General features: G+C 67.5%; 20 protein-coding genes. 12 read left to right on the forward strand and 8 right to left on the reverse strand.

Annotated elements, in window-relative coordinates; genetic code table 11:
* Window positions 1-3: 3 nt before the first annotated feature.
* Together rpmF and ABDW31_RS15075 are read left to right on the forward strand one after the other, a co-directional pair.
* Window positions 4-186, forward strand: a complete 183-nt coding sequence (gene rpmF, locus ABDW31_RS15070; protein ID WP_172263992.1) for a 50S ribosomal protein L32 — start codon at window positions 4-6, stop codon at window positions 184-186.
* A gap of 112 nt (window positions 187-298) precedes the next feature.
* Complete coding sequence (locus tag ABDW31_RS15075) at window positions 299-1,294, forward strand: retropepsin-like aspartic protease (protein WP_184719645.1); 996 nt, start codon at window positions 299-301, stop codon at window positions 1,292-1,294.
* A gap of 3 nt (window positions 1,295-1,297) precedes the next feature.
* On the opposite strand, the gene ABDW31_RS15080 is transcribed toward ABDW31_RS15075, so the two are convergent.
* Complete coding sequence (locus ABDW31_RS15080; protein ID WP_184719643.1) at window positions 1,298-2,068, reverse strand: enoyl-CoA hydratase; 771 nt, start codon at window positions 2,066-2,068, stop codon at window positions 1,298-1,300.
* Between the two features lie 111 nt (window positions 2,069-2,179).
* On the opposite strand from ABDW31_RS15080, the gene eno reads away from it, so the two are divergent.
* A complete protein-coding gene (eno, locus tag ABDW31_RS15085) occupies window positions 2,180-3,460 on the forward strand; it encodes a phosphopyruvate hydratase (RefSeq protein WP_184719641.1) in 1,281 nt (426 codons plus the stop codon).
* A gap of 21 nt (window positions 3,461-3,481) precedes the next feature.
* On the opposite strand, the gene ABDW31_RS15090 is transcribed toward eno, so the two are convergent.
* Window positions 3,482-4,054: a hypothetical protein gene (locus ABDW31_RS15090; RefSeq protein WP_184719639.1), complete on the reverse strand. Its 573-nt coding sequence runs from the start codon at window positions 4,052-4,054 to the stop codon at window positions 3,482-3,484.
* Between the two features lie 361 nt (window positions 4,055-4,415).
* Here ABDW31_RS15090 and ABDW31_RS15095 point away from each other — a divergent pair, with 361 nt between their 5' ends.
* From ABDW31_RS15095 to ABDW31_RS15125, 7 genes are all read left to right on the forward strand, one after another.
* Window positions 4,416-4,718, forward strand: a complete 303-nt coding sequence (locus ABDW31_RS15095; protein ID WP_172263984.1) for a septum formation initiator family protein — start codon at window positions 4,416-4,418, stop codon at window positions 4,716-4,718.
* A 167-nt stretch (window positions 4,719-4,885) separates the two neighbouring features.
* Complete coding sequence (gene pdhA, locus ABDW31_RS15100) at window positions 4,886-5,917, forward strand: pyruvate dehydrogenase (acetyl-transferring) E1 component subunit alpha (RefSeq protein WP_184719637.1); 1,032 nt, start codon at window positions 4,886-4,888, stop codon at window positions 5,915-5,917.
* The gene (locus ABDW31_RS15105) at window positions 5,914-7,272 is read left to right on the forward strand and encodes a pyruvate dehydrogenase complex E1 component subunit beta (protein ID WP_184719635.1); all 1,359 of its coding nucleotides are present in this window, start codon (window positions 5,914-5,916) and stop codon (window positions 7,270-7,272) included. The genes pdhA and ABDW31_RS15105 overlap by 4 nt, the downstream gene beginning before the upstream one ends.
* Window positions 7,273-7,392: 120 nt before the next feature.
* A complete protein-coding gene (locus ABDW31_RS15110) occupies window positions 7,393-8,688 on the forward strand; it encodes a pyruvate dehydrogenase complex dihydrolipoamide acetyltransferase (protein WP_184719633.1) in 1,296 nt (431 codons plus the stop codon).
* Window positions 8,689-8,710: 22 nt separating this feature from the next.
* A complete protein-coding gene (locus tag ABDW31_RS15115) occupies window positions 8,711-9,187 on the forward strand; it encodes a glutathione peroxidase (protein ID WP_184719631.1) in 477 nt (158 codons plus the stop codon).
* A 56-nt stretch (window positions 9,188-9,243) separates the two neighbouring features.
* Window positions 9,244-10,644 (forward strand): dihydrolipoyl dehydrogenase, encoded by a 1,401-nt coding sequence (lpdA, locus tag ABDW31_RS15120; protein WP_343699079.1) that lies wholly within the window; start codon window positions 9,244-9,246, stop codon window positions 10,642-10,644.
* Between the two features lie 9 nt (window positions 10,645-10,653).
* Window positions 10,654-12,099: a DUF6880 family protein gene (locus ABDW31_RS15125; RefSeq protein ID WP_184719628.1), complete on the forward strand. Its 1,446-nt coding sequence runs from the start codon at window positions 10,654-10,656 to the stop codon at window positions 12,097-12,099.
* On the opposite strand, the gene ABDW31_RS15130 is transcribed toward ABDW31_RS15125, so the two are convergent.
* The 3 genes from ABDW31_RS15130 to ABDW31_RS15140 form a co-directional block, all read right to left on the reverse strand.
* Entirely contained in the window at window positions 12,096-12,491 is a 396-nt protein-coding gene (locus tag ABDW31_RS15130) for a DoxX family protein (protein WP_184719626.1), read from the reverse strand. The two genes, ABDW31_RS15125 and ABDW31_RS15130, sit on opposite strands and share 4 nt — an antisense overlap.
* Entirely contained in the window at window positions 12,491-14,032 is a 1,542-nt protein-coding gene (locus ABDW31_RS15135) for an AMP-binding protein (protein ID WP_184719624.1), read from the reverse strand. Before ABDW31_RS15135 ends, ABDW31_RS15130 begins: the two co-directional genes overlap by 1 nt.
* A gap of 105 nt (window positions 14,033-14,137) precedes the next feature.
* A complete protein-coding gene (locus tag ABDW31_RS15140) occupies window positions 14,138-15,199 on the reverse strand; it encodes an alpha/beta hydrolase (RefSeq protein ID WP_184719622.1) in 1,062 nt (353 codons plus the stop codon).
* Window positions 15,200-15,281: 82 nt separating this feature from the next.
* Here ABDW31_RS15140 and lipA point away from each other — a divergent pair, with 82 nt between their 5' ends.
* Together lipA and ABDW31_RS15150 are read left to right on the forward strand one after the other, a co-directional pair.
* Window positions 15,282-16,259: a lipoyl synthase gene (gene lipA, locus ABDW31_RS15145; protein WP_184719620.1), complete on the forward strand. Its 978-nt coding sequence runs from the start codon at window positions 15,282-15,284 to the stop codon at window positions 16,257-16,259.
* A gap of 3 nt (window positions 16,260-16,262) precedes the next feature.
* Window positions 16,263-16,715 (forward strand): type II toxin-antitoxin system RatA family toxin, encoded by a 453-nt coding sequence (locus ABDW31_RS15150; RefSeq protein ID WP_184719618.1) that lies wholly within the window; start codon window positions 16,263-16,265, stop codon window positions 16,713-16,715.
* On the opposite strand, the gene ABDW31_RS15155 is transcribed toward ABDW31_RS15150, so the two are convergent.
* From ABDW31_RS15155 to ABDW31_RS15165, 3 genes are read right to left on the reverse strand one after another with little or no spacing between them, the layout of a single operon-like run.
* Window positions 16,712-17,827 (reverse strand): FUSC family protein, encoded by a 1,116-nt coding sequence (locus ABDW31_RS15155; protein WP_184719616.1) that lies wholly within the window; start codon window positions 17,825-17,827, stop codon window positions 16,712-16,714. The two genes, ABDW31_RS15150 and ABDW31_RS15155, sit on opposite strands and share 4 nt — an antisense overlap.
* Window positions 17,828-18,319: a CinA family protein gene (locus ABDW31_RS15160; RefSeq protein ID WP_184719614.1), complete on the reverse strand. Its 492-nt coding sequence runs from the start codon at window positions 18,317-18,319 to the stop codon at window positions 17,828-17,830.
* A 26-nt stretch (window positions 18,320-18,345) separates the two neighbouring features.
* Entirely contained in the window at window positions 18,346-19,494 is a 1,149-nt protein-coding gene (locus tag ABDW31_RS15165) for a bifunctional 2-C-methyl-D-erythritol 4-phosphate cytidylyltransferase/2-C-methyl-D-erythritol 2,4-cyclodiphosphate synthase (RefSeq protein ID WP_184719612.1), read from the reverse strand.
* Between the last annotated feature and the right edge of the window lie 25 nt (window positions 19,495-19,519).

Consider the following 19,519-nt stretch of genomic DNA (forward strand, 5'->3'; position numbering starts at 1 on the left):
TCGATGGCCGTTCCCAAAAGAAAAACTTCGCCTTCTCGCCGGAACATGCGCCGGTCGCACCACGCCCTGGGCGCCAACTCGTTCGTCGAGGACAAGGACACCGGTGAGCTGCGCCGTCCGCACCATGTCGATCTGAAGACCGGCATGTACAACGGCAAGCAGATCCTGACGCCGAAGGAAGACTAAGGTCTCCTTCCGTCACTGACGGCTTTCGAAAACGCCGCCCGACTCGCTCGGGCGGCGTTTTTCGTTATGGGTTTGAAAAACGGTGTTATCCTCCGTCCAGGGAGGAGCGCCCATGCTCACACGCCGAAACATCGCGGCGGGACTGGGGCTTTCGTTCGCCGCGCCGGCGGTGCTGGCGCAAACGATCACGCCGGTGTCGCTGACGCAGACCCCGCCAGCGTCCACGCCGGGCGCGGCCACGGCCGCCGAAGATCCGCTGTTCGTCATCGACACCTCGCAGGACCGCGACGAGCGCCTGTCAGCGCCAGTGCGGATCAACGGGATCGACGGCTTCAACTTCACCGTCGACACGGGCGCTGACCGCTCGGTGCTGACCGAAGGCTTGGTGCAGCGCCTGGACCTGCCGCGCGGGCCGGATGTCATGGTCCACGGCGTGTCCGGCTCCATCCAGTGCCCGACGGCCATGGTCGCCAGCCTCAGCGCCGGCGACTCGCGGCTGGCCGACACCATCCTGCCGATCCTGCCGTACGATCGGGTCGGGGCCGACGGCCTGCTGGGCGTCGACATCCTGGACGGCCGCAACGTCGTCATGGACTTCGGTCGCAACCGGTTGGAGGTCCGGCGCAGCCGCCGCACGCCCGATTTCCTCTACTCCTCGCGGGACATCACCGTCGTGGCCAACGAGAAGTTCGGCCGCCTGACCATCGCCAACGCCAAGATCGGCGGGACCCGGTCGCTGGCCTTCGTCGATTCCGGCGGCGGGATCAGCATCGGCAACATGGCCCTGGCCCGGGCGATCGCCGCGCGCCGCCGCCGCGCGCCCGACATCGTCCGGCAGGCCCGCCTGCTGACGGCGGCCGGCGAGATGCAGCTGGGCGAGTTCCGCATCGTCCCGGCCATCGTCATGGGCGAGCTGCGGATTACCAACATCCCGATGGCCTTCGCCGACATCCACATCTTCGACTACTGGAGCCTGAACAATCAGCCCGCCGCCCTGCTGGGTGTCGACGTGCTACGCCTGTTCGCCCGGGTCGAGCTGGACTTCGGCTCGGATCGGGTGCTGTTCCGGCTGGGGCAGGGCGGTTTCGCCCCGACCCTCAACGCCTAGCCGCTACTGCGAGCGGCCGCGGCTCATCACCTGGCGGCGACGGGCCTCGACCTTCTCCGGCGTGACCTCGCGATTGTGCACGGAGGAGCGGGCGTGCTCGGTCTTCAGGCCGTCGCCGAAGGTCTGGGCATAGCCTTCGTCGATCAGGCCCTTGTAGAACGCCAGCGTCTCGACCGGGATCGAGGCCATGTCCTCGGCCATCTGCACGGCGGTCGCCAGCAGGTCGGCGACGGGGACGACTCGATTGACCAGGCCCCAGTCGGCGGCGGTGCGGGCGTCCAGGAAGTTGCCGGTCAGCGACAGCTCCTTGGCGCGATGGATGCCGATCAGGCGCGACAGCTTCTGCGACAGGCCCCAACCGGGCATGATCCCGACCCGGGCATGGGTGTCGGCGAAGCGGGCGGTCTCCGAGGCGATCAGCACGTCACAGGCCAGAGCCAGTTCAAAGCCGCCGGTGATGGCCACGCCGTTGATCGCGCCGATCACCGGCTTGCGGCAGGTCTCGACGGCGCGCACCGGATTGGAGCGGGCGTCCTGGTCATTGGCCGCGCCCATGGCGTCCGGATCGCCGCCCAACTCCTTGAGGTCTAGGCCGGCGGTGAAGGCCCTTTCGCCAGCGCCGGTCAGGATTACGACACTGACGTCCGGATCCTGGTCGAGATGGACCATGGCCTCGTGCAACGCCTTGCGCAGGCCCTTGGACAAGGCGTTCATGGCCTCGGGTCGGTTCAGGGTGACGATGGCGATCGGGCCGCGGCGTTCGACGTCCAGCATGGCTTCCTCCTGTTTTGGCGAGGATCGGCGGCTGCCCCGAAGGGAAGTCAAGTTGCGCGAAGAGCGCTTGGCGGCTAAGGCTCCCGCGCCTTTTGGCCTTGAGGAGCAGTCATGACCGAGATCGTCGACATCATCGCCCGCGAAATTCTCGACAGCCGGGGCAACCCGACCGTCGAAGTCGACGTCGTTCTGGAAGACGGCGCCTTTGGCCGCGCCGCCGTGCCGTCGGGCGCCTCGACCGGCGCCCACGAAGCCAGCGAAAAGCGTGATGGCGACAAGGACCGCTATCTGGGCAAGGGCGTGCAGCAGGCCGTCGACGCCGTGAACGGTGAGATCTTTGACGCTCTGTCGGGCGTGGACGCCGAAGACCAGCGTCGCCTCGACACCCTGCTGATCGAGCTGGACGGCACGCCGAACAAGGCCCGCCTGGGCGCCAACGCCATCCTGGGCGTGTCGCTGGCCGCCGCCAAGGCCGCCGCCGAGTCGGCCGGCCTGCCGCTGTACAAGTACGTCGGCGGCGTGAACGCCCGCGTGCTGCCGACCCCGATGATGAACATCATCAACGGCGGCGCCCACGCCGACAACCCGATCGACATCCAGGAATTCATGATCCTGCCGACCGGCGCCAAGGAATTCCGTGAAGGCCTGCGCATGGGCGCCGAGATCTTCCACAGCCTGAAGAAGGCTCTGAAGGACGCCGGCCACAACACCAACGTCGGCGACGAGGGCGGCTTCGCCCCGAACCTGGCCTCGGCCGAAGCCGCGCTGGACTTCATCGTCAAGGCTGGCGAGAAGGCCGGCTACAAGGCCGGTGAGGACTTCGTCCTGGGCCTGGACGTGGCCTCAACCGAATTCTTCAAGAACGGCAAGTACGAGCTGGAAGGCGAAGGTAAGTCGCTGGATCCGGCCCAGATGGTCGACTACCTGGCCGGTCTGGCCGGCAAGTTCCCGATCCTGTCGATCGAAGACGGCATGGCCGAGGACGACTTCGAAGGCTGGAAGCTGCTGACCGACACCCTGGGCAAGAAGGTCCAGCTGGTCGGCGACGACCTGTTCGTGACCAATCCGGAACGCCTGCAGATGGGCCTGAACAAGGGCCTGGCCAACTCGATCCTGGTCAAGGTCAACCAGATCGGCACGCTGTCGGAGACCATCGACGCCGTCGAACTGGCGCACCGCCACGGCTACACCAGCGTCATGAGCCACCGCTCGGGCGAGACCGAGGACAGCACCATCGCCGACCTAGCCGTGGCCTTGAACTGCGGTCAGATCAAGACCGGCTCGCTGGCCCGCTCGGACCGTACGGCGAAGTACAACCAGCTGCTGCGGATCGAAGAGATGCTGGACGACCAGGGCGTCTATGCCGCTCGCGCGGCGCTGAAGGGCCGCTAAGGCCCTATTAGTTATCGGACTTTACGAAGGCGCAGCTTCCGAAAGGAGCTGCGCCTTTTGCTTGACGTAACTCAGCGGCGCGTCGGCCTTCATCACCATGTAGCCGGTGATGGCGTGAAAGCCGGAGTCGCCGTCGGCCGCGTCCTCGACATTCTGGCCCAGTTGGCCGTTGACGCGGTCGACGGTCGGCATGACCGGGCGGCCGGGCAGGGCGATGTCACCCTTGATATAGTCGGCGGCGTTGCCGCTCTTCAGCTTCCAGCCGCAGGTTTCGAACCGCTCCAGCCGCTCAGGCGCGAAGGCCAGGGTCAGCAGCGCGAACTTCATTTTGGCGATGGCGCTCTGCTCGGCCTGGGCCATGGCGCGCATCTGATTGACCGCCAAGGCGCGTCCATAGGTGATCCAGCGGTCCTGGCCATCCCAGACGGCCGCCGTGAAGGTGGTGCGTCCCATAGGGATCAGCAGGCCACCGCCGAAGTCCAGCCTGGGCGGATCGCCCTTGATCATGTTGGGCCCGCCCTTGCGGCCTTTGACGATTCCCGGGTCCTCGGCGTGCGCCCAGATCGGCGCGGCCACGCCCGCGAAGGCGCTCAACAACACGTTTCGACGCGATGTCATCGGTTTTGTTCCTCCCCGAACGCCACCATAGGCTGCGCTATTCGTGGCGATTCTCAGGCGAAAACGGAAGCCATGACGGGGGGCGGAGAGGCTCGCTGAGCTGTTAACTCACAAATTTTCTAAAAGCTGAGCAGTCGTTTCAAACGAGACGATTTCGGCTGCGTTCGCGGTCGCGAAAAGGCTTCGGCGATGCGGCATCTAGATGCGCCTGAAACCATCTCATCTGAAAGCATTGTTCGCCTGGCGGGCGAGATGTCGAGCGGCGTTCTCAATGCCCAGATTTAGAAGGCGTTAAGCACGGTCGGCGATCCTGCGAATCCCTCTCTGGGACGCTCAGATGTTCGCCCGACTGCAACCCTTCCTGCCGACTGCGGCGATCTTTTTCCTGATTTTCTACTTCGCCTTTCACGCTCTGACGGGTGATCGGGGCCTGCTGTCCATCTCGCAGCGCAGCGCTGATCTCGCAGCGAAAACAAGGGAACTCAGGAAGATACGTGCGGAGAGGATGGACCTGGAGGCCCGCGCTCGTTTATTACGCAGCGGCAGTCTGTCGGCTGATCTCCTGGAAGAGCGTGCGCGTTCCCTCCTAGGATATGCCGACCCGAGAGACTATGTGATCCGCGTCAAGCGTCCCAGCTGACCGGTCGCGTACGCTTCGGAAACGACAGCCGGGCAGTCCACGGATCAATTCGATCCAGGCCGCCTGACAGTGCATCAGAGCGTTTCCTTCGCGGAACCGACGACGTCTTCGGCGGGAAATGCTCTTCAGGGCTAAGGCCGCGATGAAGACTGGCCAGGGAGATTTGAATGGCGCGTACGCGCAAGGCTGAGGCCTCTGAGGGAAAGGCGCCGGAAACCGGTGTCAACACCTTCGTCGGCAAGGACGAACTCCTGAAATTCTATCAGGACATGCTGCTGATCCGCCGCTTCGAGGAGCGCGCCGGCCAGCTGTACGGCATGGGCCTGATCGGCGGCTTCTGCCACCTGTACATCGGTCAGGAAGCCATCGCGGTCGGCATGCAGTCGATCTCGCAGAAGGGCGACCAGATCATCACGGGCTATCGTGACCACGGCCACATGCTGGCCGCTGGCATGGATCCCCGCGAGGTCATGGCCGAGCTGACCGGCCGCGCCGGCGGTTCGTCCAAGGGCAAGGGCGGCTCGATGCACATGTTCGACATCGAGACCGGCTTCTACGGCGGCCATGGCATCGTCGGCGCCCAGGTGGCGCTGGGCACGGGCCTGGCGCTGGCCAACAGCTACAAGAACAACGGCAACGTCTCTTACGCCTACATGGGCGACGGCGCGGCGAACCAGGGCCAGGTCTACGAGAGCTTCAACATGGCCCAGCTTTGGAAGCTGCCGGTCGTGTACGTGATCGAGAACAACCAATACGCCATGGGCACCAGCGTCGAGCGCGCGGCGTCCGAGACCGACTTCCACAAGCGCGGCACCTCGTTCCGGATCCCGGGCGAGCAGGTCGACGGTATGGACGTCGTAGCGGTTCGCGAAGCTGGCGCCCGCGCCACCGAGCACGCCCGTAGCGGCCAAGGTCCCTACATCCTTGAGATGAAGACCTATCGCTATCGCGGCCACTCGATGTCTGACCCGGCCAAGTACCGCACCAAGGAAGAGGTCGACGAGGTCAAGACGACCCGCGACCCGATCGACCACATCAAGGAACGCCTGGCCGCCGCCGGCGTCACCGAAGACGACCTGAAGGGCGTCGACGCGGAAGTGAAGCGCATCGTCGCCGAAGCCGCCGAGTTCGCCCGCACGAGCCCCGAGCCCGATCCCTCGGAACTGTATACCGACGTCTACCTGGAGGCCGCCGAGTGACGGACATCCTGATGCCCGCGCTTTCCCCCACCATGGAGGAAGGCATCCTGGCCAAGTGGCTCGTCAAGGAAGGCGACACCATCAAGGCTGGTGACGTGATCGCCGAGATCGAGACCGACAAGGCGACGATGGAAGTCGAAGCCGTCGACGAAGGCGTGGTGGAAGCCATCCTGGTCCCGGCCGGCAGCGAGAACGTCAAGGTCAACACCCTGATCGCGCGCCTGAAGGGCGAGGGCGAAGCCGCGGCTCCGGCCGCTCCGGCTGCCGCGCCCGCCGCTGAAGCCGCCCCGGCTCCGGTCGCGGCTGCTCCGGCTGCTGGTGGCCCGATCTCGGCCGCCTCGACCTTCGCCGACCCGGACATCGCCGGTAAGCCGCTGAAGAAGATCACGGTCCGCGACGCCCTGCGTGACGCCATGGCCGAGGAGATGCGCCGCGACGACCGCGTGTTCCTGATGGGCGAGGAAGTCGCTCAGTATCAGGGCGCCTACAAGGTCAGCCGCGAGTTGCTGCAAGAGTTCGGCGACAAGCGCGTCATCGACACCCCGATCACCGAGCACGGCTTCGCCGGCATGGGCGTCGGCGCGGCGATGGCCGGCCTGAAGCCGATCGTCGAGTTCATGACCTGGAACTTCGCCATGCAGGCGATCGACCACATCATCAACTCGGCCGCCAAGACGCTGTACATGTCGGGCGGTCAGATCAAGTCGTCGATCGTGTTCCGTGGTCCCAACGGCGCGGCCTCGCGCGTCGGCGCTCAGCACAGCCAGGACTATGCCGCCTGGTACGGCAACGTCCCGGGCCTGAAGGTCATCGCGCCTTACGACGCCGCTGACGCCAAGGGCCTGCTGAAGGCCGCGATCCGCGATCCGAACCCCGTCGTCTTCCTCGAGCACGAGATGATGTACGGCCACGAGTTCGACATCCCGGATGTCGAGGACTGGGTCGTGCCGATCGGCAAGGCCAAGATCCGTCGCGAAGGCTCGGACGTCACCCTGGTGGCCTACAGCCGCATGGTCGGTTTTGCCCTGAAGGCGGCCGAGGAGCTGGAGAAGGAAGGCATCTCGGCGGAGGTCGTCGACCTGCGCACGATCCGTCCGATGGACCACGACACCGTGCTGGAAAGCGTCAAGAAGACCAACCGTCTGGTCACGGTCGAGGAAGGCTGGGGCCCGATGGGCGTCGGCGCCGAGATCGTCTCGCGCATCACCGAGTTCGGCTTCGACTACCTGGATGCTCCGCCGTTGCGGGTTCACCAGGAAGACGTGCCGCTGCCCTATGCTGCGAACCTGGAAGTCCTCAGCCTGCCTTCGGTCGAGAAGATCGTGAAGGCGGCCAAGACGGTCTGCTACCGCTAAGACCGGCGCGGCCCTCACCCTCGACGGGCGGGGGCCGCATCGTCTTGGCCAACGAATTCATCCCGCGTCAAAGCGGGGTATCGGGGCGCGAGCGTCCCGAACGATTGAGGAAAAAGCTCAATGTCGATCGACATCCTGATGCCCGCCCTGTCGCCCACCATGGAGGAGGGAACCCTCGCCAAGTGGCACGTCAAGGTCGGTGACACCGTCAAGGCCGGCGACGTGATCGCCGAGATCGAGACCGACAAGGCGACGATGGAAGTCGAAGCCGTCGACGAAGGCGTGATTGAGGCCATCCTGGTCGACGCCGGGACTGAGAACGTCAAGGTCAACGCCCTGATCGCCAAACTGGCGGGCGAGGGCGAGGCTCCCGCGCCGGCTCCGAAGGCCGAAGCGCCCAAGGCTGCCGCCGCTGCTGCGCCGGCTCCGGCTGCTGCCGCCCCGGCCGCTGCTGCTCCGGCTCCCGCCGCCGCGCCGGCTCCGGTCGCCGCAGATGGTTCGCGCGTCCTGGCCTCGCCGCTGGCCCGCCGTCTGGCCGCCACCGCCGGCCTGGACCTGAAGACCATCAAGGGCACCGGCCCGCGTGGCCGCGTGGTCAAGGCTGACGTCGAAGCCGCCAAGTCGGGCGCTCCGGCCGCCAAGGCTGCCCCGACCGCCGCCGCTGCTGCGCCGGCCGCCGCCGAGCCGCGCAAGGTTCAGTCGCTTGAGCAGATGGGCATTCCCGCCGGCTCCTACGATCTCGTCCCGCTGGACGGCATGCGCAAGACCATCGCGCGCCGCCTGACGGAAAGCTTCCGCGACGTGCCGCACTTCCCGCTGACGATCGACATCGAGCTGGACGGCCTGCTGGCCGCCCGCGCGAAGATCAACAGCCTGCTGGAAGGCCAGGGCGTGAAGGTGTCGGTCAACGACATCGTCATCAAGGCCGCCGCCGTGGCGCTGAAGCGCGTGCCGGAGGCCAACGCCTCCTACACGCCGGAAGGCATCGCCATGCACAAGCATGCCGACATCGCCGTGGCCGTGGCCATCGACGGCGGCCTGATCACCCCGATCATCCGCGCCGCCGAGACCAAGGGCCTGGCCCAGATCTCGGCCGAGATGAAGGACCTAGCCGCCCGCGCCAAGGCCAAGAAGCTGAAGCCCGAGGAATTCCAGGGCGGCACCTTCTCGGTCTCGAACCTGGGCATGTTCGGCATCAAGGCCTTCTCGTCGATCATCAACGAGCCGCAAGGCGCGATCATGAGCGTCGGCGCGGGCGAGCAGCGTCCGGTGGTCAAGAACGGCCAGCTGGCCGTGGCCACGGTGATGACCGTGACCCTGACCTGCGATCACCGCGTGGTCGACGGCGCGGTCGGCGCCAAGTTCCTGGCGGCCTTCAAGCCGCTGATCGAAGAGCCGCTGACCCTGATCGTCTGATCCGGTAGCGGGGAGGGCGACGATGTCGGTCTACGACTACTCTGCCAAGACGCTGGACGGCCAGGACGCGAGCCTGGCCGACTATCGCGGCCAGGTGCTGCTGATCGTGAACACCGCCAGCAAGTGCGGGTTCACGCCCCAGTACGAAGGCCTCGAGGCGCTCTACAAGGCCTACAAGGACCGTGGCTTCACGGTCCTGGCCTTCCCCTGCAATCAGTTCGGCGCTCAGGAGCCGGGGAACGCCGAGGAGATCGCCAGCTTCTGCTCGCTGACCTACGACGTGACCTTCCCGGTCATGAGCAAGATCGACGTCAATGGCGCCGACGCCCACCCGCTCTATGCCTTCCTCAAAAAGGAGCAGAAGGGCCTGCTGGGCACCGAGGCGATCAAGTGGAACTTCACCAAGTTCCTGATCGGTCGCGACGGCGAAGTCGTCGAGCGTTTCGCGCCCACCACCAAGCCGGAAGACCTCAAGGTCGCGGTCGAGGCGCTGCTTTAGTTTCTCCCAGACGCCGCCGCTCTCGCGGTCGGCGCTCAAGCTAGGGTTAGAAGAACATGTCCACGGAATTCGATGTCGTCGTCATCGGCGCCGGTCCTGGCGGCTACGTGGCCGCGATCCGCGCCAGCCAGCTGGGCCTGAAGACGGCCATCGTCGAGCGTGAGAACCTGGGCGGCATCTGCCTGAACTGGGGCTGCATCCCCACCAAGGCGCTGCTGAAGTCCGGCGAGATCTACGAGCAGCTGTCGCACCTGTCGGGCTACGGCCTGGCCGTGCAGGGCGCCTCGTTCGACTTCAACAAGATCATCGAGCGTTCGCGCGGCGTGGCCAAGACCATGTCGGGCGGCATCGCCTTCCTGATGAAGAAGCACAAGATCGAAGTGATCGAGGGCGAGGCCAAGCTCGAGAAGGGCAATCCCGCTCCGAAGCTGGTCATCGCCCTGAAGGCCGGCGGCAGCCGCACGGTCCAGGCCAAGAACGTGATCCTGGCCAGCGGCGCCCGCGCTCGCGAGATCCCGGCGATCGGCGCGGTCGCGGACGGCGACAAGATCTGGACCTATCGTGACGCCCTGGCGCCCAAGAGCATGCCCAAGTCGCTGGTCGTGATCGGCTCGGGCGCCATCGGCATCGAGTTCGCCAGCTTCTACCGCGCCCTGGGCGCCGAAGTGACCGTCGTCGAGGCCTTGGACCGCATCATGCCGGTCGAGGACGCCGAGGTCTCCAAGGCCGCGCAAAAGGCCTTCGAAAAGCGCGGCATCAACTTCCGCATCGGCGCCAAGGTCTCCAAGGTGGAGAAGACCAAGGACGGCGTCTCGGTCACCGTCGACGTCGGCGGCAAGATCGAGCAGCTGACCGCCGAGAAGTGCATCGTCGCCGTCGGCATCGCGCCCAACAGCGAAGGCCTCGACGCCGTCGGCCTGAACCTGGACCGCGGCCACGCCGTGACCGACAAGCACTGCAAGACCAACGTCCCGGGCCTGTACGCCATCGGCGACATCGCCGGCGGTCCCTGGCTGGCCCACAAGGCCAGCCACGAGGGCATCCACGCCGCCGAGGCCATCGCCGGCTACAAGACCCCGAACGTCAACTCGCCGATCCCGGGCTGCACCTACGCCAACCCGCAGGTCGCCTCGGTGGGCTACACCGAGGCCAGCGCCAAGGCGGCCGGCATCGAGGTCAAGGCGGGCCGCTTCCCGTTCAAGGTCAACGGCAAGGCCGTGGCCGCGGGCGAGATCGAAGGCTTCGTGAAGACTGTGTTCGACGCCAAGACCGGCGCCCTGATCGGCGCCCACATGATCGGCCACGAAGTCACGGAAATGATCCAGGGCTTCGTCACGGCGATCACCCTGGAAGCCACCGAGGAAGACATCCACGGCATCGTCTATGCTCACCCGACCATGTCGGAAGCCATGCACGAAGCCGCTCTGGACGCCTACGGTCGCGTTCTGCACATCTAAGGATACTGGATGGCGCGCAAGGCCGCCGCGACGACGGGTGACAAGCCGAAGGCACGGAAAGGGTCCAAGACGACCCTTTCCGAGGCCAATCTGGTCGACCTGGGTCCCGAGCGCCTCGCCGCCATCCTCCTCAACCTCTCCAGCGACAGCCACGTCAAGCGTCTGCTGCGGCTGGAGCTGTTCGCGGAATCGAACACCGAAGGCCTGGCGCTGGAAATCGGCAAGCGCCTAGCGACGGTCGGCAAGTCGTCGTCGCGCATCAATTGGCGCAAGCGCGCGGCCTTCGCCAAGGACCTGGACCTGCATCGCACGATGATCGAGCGGCTGGCGGCGGACGACGCCAACGCCGCCCTCGACCTGATGCTGGACTTGCTGGACATGGCAACGCCGACCCTGGATCGGCTTAGCCAGGCCGAAGGACCGATCGGCGACGTCTTCCTGGCGGCCCGCGACGGGATCGGCGCCATCGCGGCCGGGGCCGTGCCGGATCCCATCGCCTTGGGCGACCGCATCGCCAAGCTGCTGCGCCGCGACGACTACACCCAATTCGGACCTGTCGTGAACGTCCTGGCGCCCGCCCTGGGAAAGAAGGGACAGGCACACCTCCGTGATGCCCTGGAAAAGCTGCTGGCCGCCCGCACGGTTCGTGATGCCCGTACTGCCGTCTACAAGGACGCCCTGCGCCGTCTGGCCGACGCCAGCGGCGATGTCGACGCCTTCGAAGCCACCTTCGCCCCAGAACTGCGCAAGACGCCTTTGGTCTCGGCCGAGATCGCCCGTCGCCTGCTGGCCGCCGGCCGGCCCGAGGACGCCCTGGCGACGCTGCAGGCCGGCGCGCCCAGCGACAAGGCCGGTCGCCACCAGAGCTCGCTGGAGGAGCGCTCGGCCTGGGAAGAGGCGATGCTGGAGGCCCTGGAGGCCACCGGTCATCAGGAAGAGGCCCAGAAGCGCCGCTGGGCCGAGTTCGAGCGCACGCTGTCGATCCCGCGCCTGCGGGCCTACCTCAAGGGCCTGCCGGACTTCGACGATGTCGAGGCCGAGGACCAGGCCAAGGCCGTGGCCAAGCGCTATCCGCAGTTCGACCGGGCTCTTGCGTTCCTGGTCTCATGGCCCGACCTGCCGGCCGCCTCGCGCCTGGTGCTGAACCGGGCCGGGGAGATCCACGGCGGAGACGACACGCTGATGACCGAGGCCGCCCGGCGGCTGGAGGGTAGCTATCCGCTGGCCGCGACCCTGCTGCTACGGGCCTCGATCCAGTACGTGCTGACCTATGGCGTCGCCCCGCGCTATGCCGAGGCCGCGCGCCAGCTGCTGGAGGCGGAGTCGTTGTCGGTGATGATCGGCGACTTCGGCGAATATCCCGACCATGCGGCCTTCGTCGCCGACCTGCGGGCCATGCACAGCCGCAAACTGGGCTTCCGCGCGGAGCTGGAAGCCCTGGGCGCCGAGTTCTAGGGCCGCTTGCGGACCTGGGCGTCGATGCTCCACTCGCCGCCGCCCTGGAAGACGAAGTACAGGAAGACAAAGCAGTAGAGGATCGCCGGCTCACCGCCGTTCAGGCCGGGCCAAAAGCCCTGGCTGGCGTGAGCGGTGAAATAGGCCACGGCCATCATGCCCGACAGCAGGAAGGCGAACGGCCGCGTGAACAGGCCGATCAGGATGTGCGCCCCGCCGAAGATTTCCAGCGCACCGGCGGCCGTCAGCAGCAAGGGCAGGGGGCTGGGCGCGCCCGGCTGCGGCCCGGGGAACTGGAACAGCTTCATGAAGCCGTGTTCCATGAACAGCAGGGCGACGATGATCCGCAGCACGCTCAGCACGCGCGGCGACCAGACGTGAAGACGTTCCATTAGGCGGCCTCGGCCATGCGTTGGATGGCGACATAATCGGTCTTGCCGCTGCCCAGGACGGGCACCTGGGTGACCTTGAGGATCTTGCGCGGCACGGCCAGTTCGGGCGCGCCGATGCTCTGGGCATGGGCCACCAGCGAGGTGACGGCGGCGGTCTGGCAGTCGGTGACCAGGATCAGCTTTTCGCCCTTCTTCTTGTCCGGCATCGAGATCACGGCGTGGCGGCCGTCGGGCCACACAGCCGAGGCCAGATCCTCGGCGGCGGTCAGGGAGACCATTTCGCCACCGATCTTGGCGAAGCGCTTCACGCGGCCCTTGATGGTGATCCACAGGTCGTCGGTCATGGTGACGACGTCGCCGGTGTCGTGCCAGCCGCCCTCGGGCGCGTCGACGCCGCCGTCCTCGCGCAGATAGCCGGCCATGATGTTGGGGCCGCGCACCAGCAGCCGACCGCCCTCGGCGATGCCCTCGACGGGCTCGATCTTCCATTCCTGGCCGGGCAGCAGGCCGCCGACCGTGCCGCGGCGATTGTCCTTGGGCTTATTGACCGCGATGACCGGCGAGGCCTCGGTCGCGCCGTAGCCTTCCAGCACTGGCACGGCGCCGAACTTTTCCTGGATCAGGTCGTGGGTCTCTTCGCGGACCTTCTCGGCGCCGCAGACGATGAACTTCAACCCTGCCATCTCGTCGCGTTCGGCCGCGCGGGCGTACTGGTTGACGAAGGTGTCGGTCGCCAGCAGCACGGAGGCCTTGGCGTCCTTCAGCAGCGGCGGGATCTGCTTGGTGTGCAGCGGCGAGGGGTACTGGAACGCCTTCATGCCGCTCATGATCGGCAGGATCACGCCGGCGGTCAGGCCAAAGCAGTGGAAGACCGGCAGCGGGTTGAAGAACACCCAGTCCGGATCCAGCGCGATGTGGGCGGCGATCTGCTGGGCGTTGGACACCAGGTTGGCCTGGGTCAGCACCACGCCGCGCGGCGCGCCAAAGCTGCCCGAGGTGAATAGGACAACGCCCTTGTCGCCGGGCTTGGCCGGGGCGCGGAACTGGCGCGGGAACAGGCCGGCGGCGGCCGCGAACAGCTTGTCCGTCAGGCCGATCGTGCCGCGCACGTCTTCCAGATAGGTGATCTCGGCCTGCTCGCCGATGGCGTCGACGATGTCGTGCAGTTTGCCCAGCTCAATGAACTTGTGAGCGGTCAGCACGCGCTTGACCCCGGCCAGCTTCACAGCGGCCTTGATGTTGCGCAGGCCGGCGGTGAAGTTCAGCATGGTCGGCACACGGCCGAAGGCGTGCAGGGCGAAGAAGGTCACCACCGAACCCGCGCCCGACGGCAGCAGGATCCCGACGTTCTCGCCCGGCTTGGTCATGGCGGCGATCTTGCGGCCCAGCGCGAAGCTGGCCCGGATCAGGTCCGTATAGCTGAGCGGGTTGCGGTCCTGATCCTCAAGGATCGGCTTCTTGGCGCCGTACTTGTCCTTGGCGTCGATCAGGGCGTCGAAGATGGCCTTGTCGCCATCACGCACATCGTAAGCTACCGGCATGCCGGCGAAACCTCCCCGAAGAGCGAAAGCGCGCTCTCGTTTCTTGAACGCGGAGACTGCCGACGAAGGTCCCGCTTTGCAAGAAAGAGTCACAAACCGTGAGGGTCAGCCCTTGCGGGGCGGGGTTTTGGCGGCGGCGCGGGCCCGGGTGAAGTCGATGATCGCGGCCAGCCAAGGCTGGCGGACGGCGTCCGATTCCATGTGCAGGTCATGGCCCGCAGCTGGATAGCGGGTCTCCTGGCAGGCCGGCATGGCCTGGCAGATCCGGGTCTGGGGCGTGGCGGTGACGGCCTTGTCCTGGCCGGCGTCCAGCATCAGCGTCGGGACGGTCACCCGGCCGGCGTCGCGGGCCGCGGCCTCGGAAGCGTCGAAGAAGGCCGCGAACCAGCCGAGGCTCCGTCCGCCCATCCGCAGGTCGGGATTGGCCAGCATCCAGGCGGCCTGGACCTTGCCGCGCGCGGGATCGTGGGTCTGGCCGGACTGGACGCCGTCGGGACCCTCGCGCTTCCAGCCGCCCTGATCGGGCGTGCGGATCCAGCCCAGGCGCAAGAACCGCATGGCCGGAGTGAACTTGGCGAAGTCGGAGCGGGGACGAGGCAGGGCGCTGAGGCCGAAGGCCGGCGATGACAACACCAGGCCGTCCATGGCCAGGCCCTGCTGGGCGGCGCGCAAGGCTGCCAGCCCGCCCTCGGAATGGCCCAGCACCACGAACGGGATAGTCTCGTCGGGCCGGATCACGCCCTGGCGCAAGGCCCGGATCGCCGCGACGTCGGGATCGAAGCTGTCGACATGGCCCAGGTCGCGCCACGGCGTGGCGCGCTCGGAGCCGCCCTGACCCTGGCGCTCAAGCACCCAGACCGTGAAGCCGGCGGCGTTCAGTTCCGAGACGGTCTCGAACCAGGCCTCGGCGGTCTCGCCATAGCCGGTCAGGATCAGCAGGTTGGCGCGCGGCGCGACCGGCGGGGCCGAGACGCCGTAGCGCTGCACCGGGCCTTCGCCGCTGCGCACGAAACCCCAGGCCCAGCCTTGCGGCGGATAGAAGCGCGCGCTCAGCGCGGGCGGCGTCCGGCTCTCTGCAAACGGCGCGCGCGAGCCTCCGTCACCGCAGGCGGAAACGGCCACGATCGGGCTCAGGGCAAGGGCGATAGTCACAAGGCGGCGACGCATACGCCCCAGTCATTTCGCGCATCGCGGCCTTAAGCAAGATCAAGCGCTTGATCCGGAGGCCAAGAAGACCGATTTAGGCGCCATGGCCACGGTGATCGACACCCTCAAGGCTCGCAACCCGGAAGACCGGGCTGTGCGCCACCCCGAAAAGCAGAACCGCCCGGACACCCCGGTGCTCCGCAAACCCGAATGGCTGCGCGTGCGCGCCCCGGGCTCGGGTCAGTACAATGAGACCAAGAGCATCGTTCGCGAGAACCGTCTGACCACGGTCTGCGAGGAAGCGGCCTGCCCGAACATCGGCGAGTGCTGGAGCCAGAAGCACGCGACCATGATGATCATGGGCGAGATTTGCACCCGCGCCTGCGCCTTCTGCAACGTCACCACCGGCCTGCCGACGCAGCTGGATCCCGACGAGCCGCGCCGTGTGGCCGAGGCCGTCGCCAAGATGGGCCTCAAGCACGTGGTCATCACCTCGGTGGACCGCGACGACCTGCTGGACGGCGGCGCTCGTCACTTCGCCGAGGTGGTCACCGCCATCCGCGCCGCGGCGCCGACCACGACCATCGAGATCCTGACGCCCGACTTCCTGCGCAAGGACGGGGCCGAGAACGTGGTGATCGACGCCCGCCCGGACGTCTTCAACCACAACCTCGAGACCGTGCCGCGGCTGTATCTCAAGATCCGCCCCGGCGCGCGCTACTACAACTCGCTGCGCCTGCTGGACCGCGTGAAGCAGCGCGATCCTTCCCAGTTCACCAAGTCCGGCCTGATGGTCGGCCTGGGTGAGACCAAGGAAGAGGTCATGCAGGTCATGGACGACATGCGTTCGGCCGGCGTCGACTTCATCACCATCGGCCAGTACCTGCAGCCGACCCGCAAGCACGCGGCCATCGACCGCTTCGTGACGCCGGAAGAGTTCAAGGCCTATGAGGCGATCGCCCGGGCCAAGGGTTTCCTGATGGTCTCGTCCAGCCCGCTGACCCGCTCGTCGCACCACGCGGGCGAGGACTTCGCCAAGCTGCAGGCCGCCCGCCGCGCCCTCGACGCCCGCAAGGCGTAAGCCTTGCACCGCCATGTGGTCACGCGCGTGCTGCCGTACGCGCCCGCGCAGCTGTTCGACCTGGTCGGCGACGTCGAGGCCTATCCGAAGTTCGTGCCGTGGATCACCGGCATGCGCACCTGGAACGGCCGCGAGGATGGCGCGGTCAGCACGATCGACGCCGAAGCCCAGGTCGGCTTCTCGTTCCTGCGCGAGAAATTCGCCACCCGGGTGCGCCGCGACCGCGAAGCCCTGAGCATCGACGTCAGCCTGCTGTACGGGCCGTTCAAACGCCTGAGCAACGGCTGGCGCTTCGTGCCGGAAGGCGACGCCACGCGCATCGAGTTCGTCATCGACTTCGCTTTCAAGTCGGCCCTGCTGGACGCCATGCTGGCCGCGAATGTCGACAAGGCCGCGGGCAAGCTGATCGGTTGCTTCGAGGACCGGGCCAAGCAGATCTACGGCGTAAAGGCCTAGTCCTTCTTCGCCGTTGCTTCCTCGATGCGCTCTTCGAAGTCGCCGAGGTTGGAGAACAGGTTCTCGATCGCGAAGACCAGGCCGAACACGCGGGCGGCGTCGTCGAAGGCCAGCTCCTGCGTCAGGCCCTTCTCGCGCATGACCTCCACATTGTCGTGAAAGGCCTGGTGCGCTTGGGCGAAGGCGATGCGGTCGGGCCGCGCACCGCCGGCCAGCAGGTCGGCTGTGCCGCGCAGGAAGCGGGCGCTGGCTTCCAGCATGTCGGCGGCGGCGGGCGCGAGGTCTTCAGCCGGTAGCGGCTGGCGCAGGGCTCGGCCGATCATCACCGTGTCGTTGCGCAGTCGCCAGAGCGTGCGGGGCAGGGCTTCGGACACCGAGCGGTCGGACAGCTTGGTGGCGCTCTCGCGGTCGGCCTCGGTCATGCCGCTCTGCAACTTGGCCAAGGCCGCGCGAAGGTCGTCCTGGGCCTTGAGATAGTCGGTGGGCCCTGGCGTGCCGCGCAGGGTCTGGACATGGCTTTCCAGGATGTGGGCCTGCAGGCCGGCGATCTTCTGGACGCTGGTCACCACCGAGGCGTGGGCGCGGGCCGGGAAGATCAGCAGGGTGGCGGCGACGCCCACGAGGCTGCCGACGGCGATCTCGGCCACGCGCCAGCCGGCCGCCAGCAGCGGGTCCATGTGCGTGGTGGTGCCGATCAGCATGATGACGGCGGTGACGGGCGCGACCTTCAGGGCCGGGCGCATCGAGACCAAGAAGGCCAGCAGGGCCACGGTCACGCACAGGATGACGCCGCCCAGGTCCGGGGCCTTGGCGTGGAAATAGGCCGCGACGGCGCCGACCAGCGCGCCGACGATCGTGCCCATCAACCGCTCCATCGAGGCGGTGATGGTCGCGCCCAGGCTGGACTGCACCACGATGACGGCGGTGAACACGGCCCAATAGCCCTGCGGCAGGCGTAGGGCCGTGGCCAGGGCGAAGGCCGCGCCGACGGCGGCCGAGACGCGGATGGCGTGGCGGATCTCGGTCTTGCGGGCGGCGGCGGCCTTCAGCGCCCGCTGCGAGAGGTTGACGCCCGAGAAGCGTCTCCAGTCGCTGGGCGCGGTCTCCGGCACCTAGGCCACCGCCTCGCGCAGCATCTCCAGCGCCGTGCGGATCGCGGCCAGCTGCACCGCCTCCCGCGTCTCGCCGTCGAAGCGCTCATGCCGGTGGACGACCGAGCGGTTGGCGCGGGCGACGGCGAAGTGGACCGTGCCGACCGGCTTCAGCGGCGAGCCGCCGCCGGGGCCGGCGACGCCGGTGATCGATACGGCCACATTGCCATTGCTCTCGCGCAGCGCGCCCTCGGCCATCATCCGCGCTACGGGCTCGGACACCGCCCCGTGGTCGGCGATCAGGTCGCCCGGCACGCCCAGCATCTCGGACTTGGCGCGGTTGGTGTAGGTGACGAAGCCGCGTTCGAAGACGTCGGAGGCACCGCTGATGGCGCAGATCGCGCCGGCGACCAGGCCGCCGGTGCAGCTCTCGGCCGTGACCAGGCGCAGGGACTTGGACCGAGCCTCGTCGATCAGCAGTCGGGCTAGGGTCTCGATTTCCAGCGGGAACATGCGGGCCTCCGGATTCGCGCTTTATCTTAGACCGGTGTCTCGACCGCGACGACGGCGGAAGCGGCCAGGCCTTCGCCACGGCCGGTGAAGCCCATCTTCTCGGTCGTGGTCGCCTTGACGCTGACCCGGTCCAGCGGCAGCGACAGGATCTGCGCCAGTCGCTCGCGCATGGCTTGGCGATGCGGTTTGATCTTGGGGCGCTCGCAGATCAGGGTCACGTCGACATTGACCAGCGACCCGCCCTTGGCGGTGACCAGGTCGACGGCGTGCTTGAGGAACAGATCCGAGGCCGCGCCCTTCCATTTGTCGTCGGTCGGCGGGAAGTGGTCGCCAATGTCGCCTTCGCCGATGGCCCCCAGAATGGCGTCGGTCAGGGCGTGCAGGCCGGCGTCGGCGTCGGAATGGCCGATCAGCGTCTCGTCGTGCTTGATGGCCACGCCGCACAGCCAGACCTCTTCGCCCGGCCCCCAGCGATGGGCGTCGAAGCCCTGGCCGACTCGGGTGATGCGCGCAGCGCCGGCGAGCCGTTCGGCCATGGCGAAATCCTCGGGATAGGTGAGCTTCAGAAGGAGCGGGTCGCCCGGCGCGATGGCCACGCGGCCGCCGACGGCTTCCACCACCTGGGCGTCGTCGGTCGGCTCGCCTGTGGACCAGGCGGCATAGGCGTCGAGCAGGGTCTGGCGGCGCGCGGCCTGGGGCGTCTGGGCGCGCCACAGATGCTCGCGCGAGGTCGTGCTCGGGGTCTGGCCCGGCTCGGCGCGCTTCAGCGTATCGGCCACGGGCAGAGCGGGCAGGGCGGCGTCGGCGGCTTCGAGCGCCTTGAGCACACCTTCAATGGTCGCGCCGCTGACGAACGGCCGGGCCGCGTCGTGAATCAGCACTGGCTCGTCCTGCGGGCGGTCGGCGAGAGCGGCCAGGCCCGACTGCACCGACAGCGCCCGAGTCGCACCCCCACGGGCGACGCGCCAGCCCGGTAGGCCGGCCAGCACCTCGGGGAGCGCCTTTTCGCCGTCTTCGGTCGTTACGATGACGATTGCGGCCGCGCCGGCCGCCAGGAACGCTTCGACCGACCAACGCAGCACCGGCTTGCCCGCCACCAGCCGCCATTGCTTGGCCTGGCCGGGGCCGGCCCGGGAGCCCGAACCGGCGGCGACGATCACGGCGGAAAAGGTCATGGCCGCTGTTTAGTTCGATGGCGAC

This window comes from Caulobacter sp. (assembly GCF_039596335.1).
GTDB lineage: Bacteria > Pseudomonadota > Alphaproteobacteria > Caulobacterales > Caulobacteraceae > Caulobacter.

Bases quoted from the DNA above. Each gene is read 5' to 3' on its own strand.
- ABDW31_RS15165 (WP_184719612.1), bottom strand. From the start codon at position 19,494: ATGACCTTTTCCGCCGTGATCGTCGCCGCCGGTTCGGGCTCCCGGGCC.
- ABDW31_RS15115 (WP_184719631.1), top strand. From the start codon at position 8,711: ATGTCGGTCTACGACTACTCTGCCAAGACGCTGGACGGCCAGGACGCG.
- ABDW31_RS15160 (WP_184719614.1), bottom strand. From the start codon at position 18,319: ATGTTCCCGCTGGAAATCGAGACCCTAGCCCGACTGCTGATCGACGAG.
- ABDW31_RS15125 (WP_184719628.1), top strand. From the start codon at position 10,654: ATGGCGCGCAAGGCCGCCGCGACGACGGGTGACAAGCCGAAGGCACGG.
- eno (WP_184719641.1), top strand. From the start codon at position 2,180: ATGACCGAGATCGTCGACATCATCGCCCGCGAAATTCTCGACAGCCGG.
- pdhA (WP_184719637.1), top strand. From the start codon at position 4,886: ATGGCGCGTACGCGCAAGGCTGAGGCCTCTGAGGGAAAGGCGCCGGAA.
- ABDW31_RS15075 (WP_184719645.1), top strand. From the start codon at position 299: ATGCTCACACGCCGAAACATCGCGGCGGGACTGGGGCTTTCGTTCGCC.
- ABDW31_RS15140 (WP_184719622.1), bottom strand. From the start codon at position 15,199: ATGCGTCGCCGCCTTGTGACTATCGCCCTTGCCCTGAGCCCGATCGTG.
- ABDW31_RS15080 (WP_184719643.1), bottom strand. From the start codon at position 2,068: ATGCTGGACGTCGAACGCCGCGGCCCGATCGCCATCGTCACCCTGAAC.
- ABDW31_RS15130 (WP_184719626.1), bottom strand. From the start codon at position 12,491: ATGGAACGTCTTCACGTCTGGTCGCCGCGCGTGCTGAGCGTGCTGCGG.
- lipA (WP_184719620.1), top strand. From the start codon at position 15,282: ATGGCCACGGTGATCGACACCCTCAAGGCTCGCAACCCGGAAGACCGG.
- ABDW31_RS15110 (WP_184719633.1), top strand. From the start codon at position 7,393: ATGTCGATCGACATCCTGATGCCCGCCCTGTCGCCCACCATGGAGGAG.
- ABDW31_RS15135 (WP_184719624.1), bottom strand. From the start codon at position 14,032: ATGCCGGTAGCTTACGATGTGCGTGATGGCGACAAGGCCATCTTCGAC.
- ABDW31_RS15095 (WP_172263984.1), top strand. From the start codon at position 4,416: ATGTTCGCCCGACTGCAACCCTTCCTGCCGACTGCGGCGATCTTTTTC.
- rpmF (WP_172263992.1), top strand. From the start codon at position 4: ATGGCCGTTCCCAAAAGAAAAACTTCGCCTTCTCGCCGGAACATGCGC.
- lpdA (WP_343699079.1), top strand. From the start codon at position 9,244: ATGTCCACGGAATTCGATGTCGTCGTCATCGGCGCCGGTCCTGGCGGC.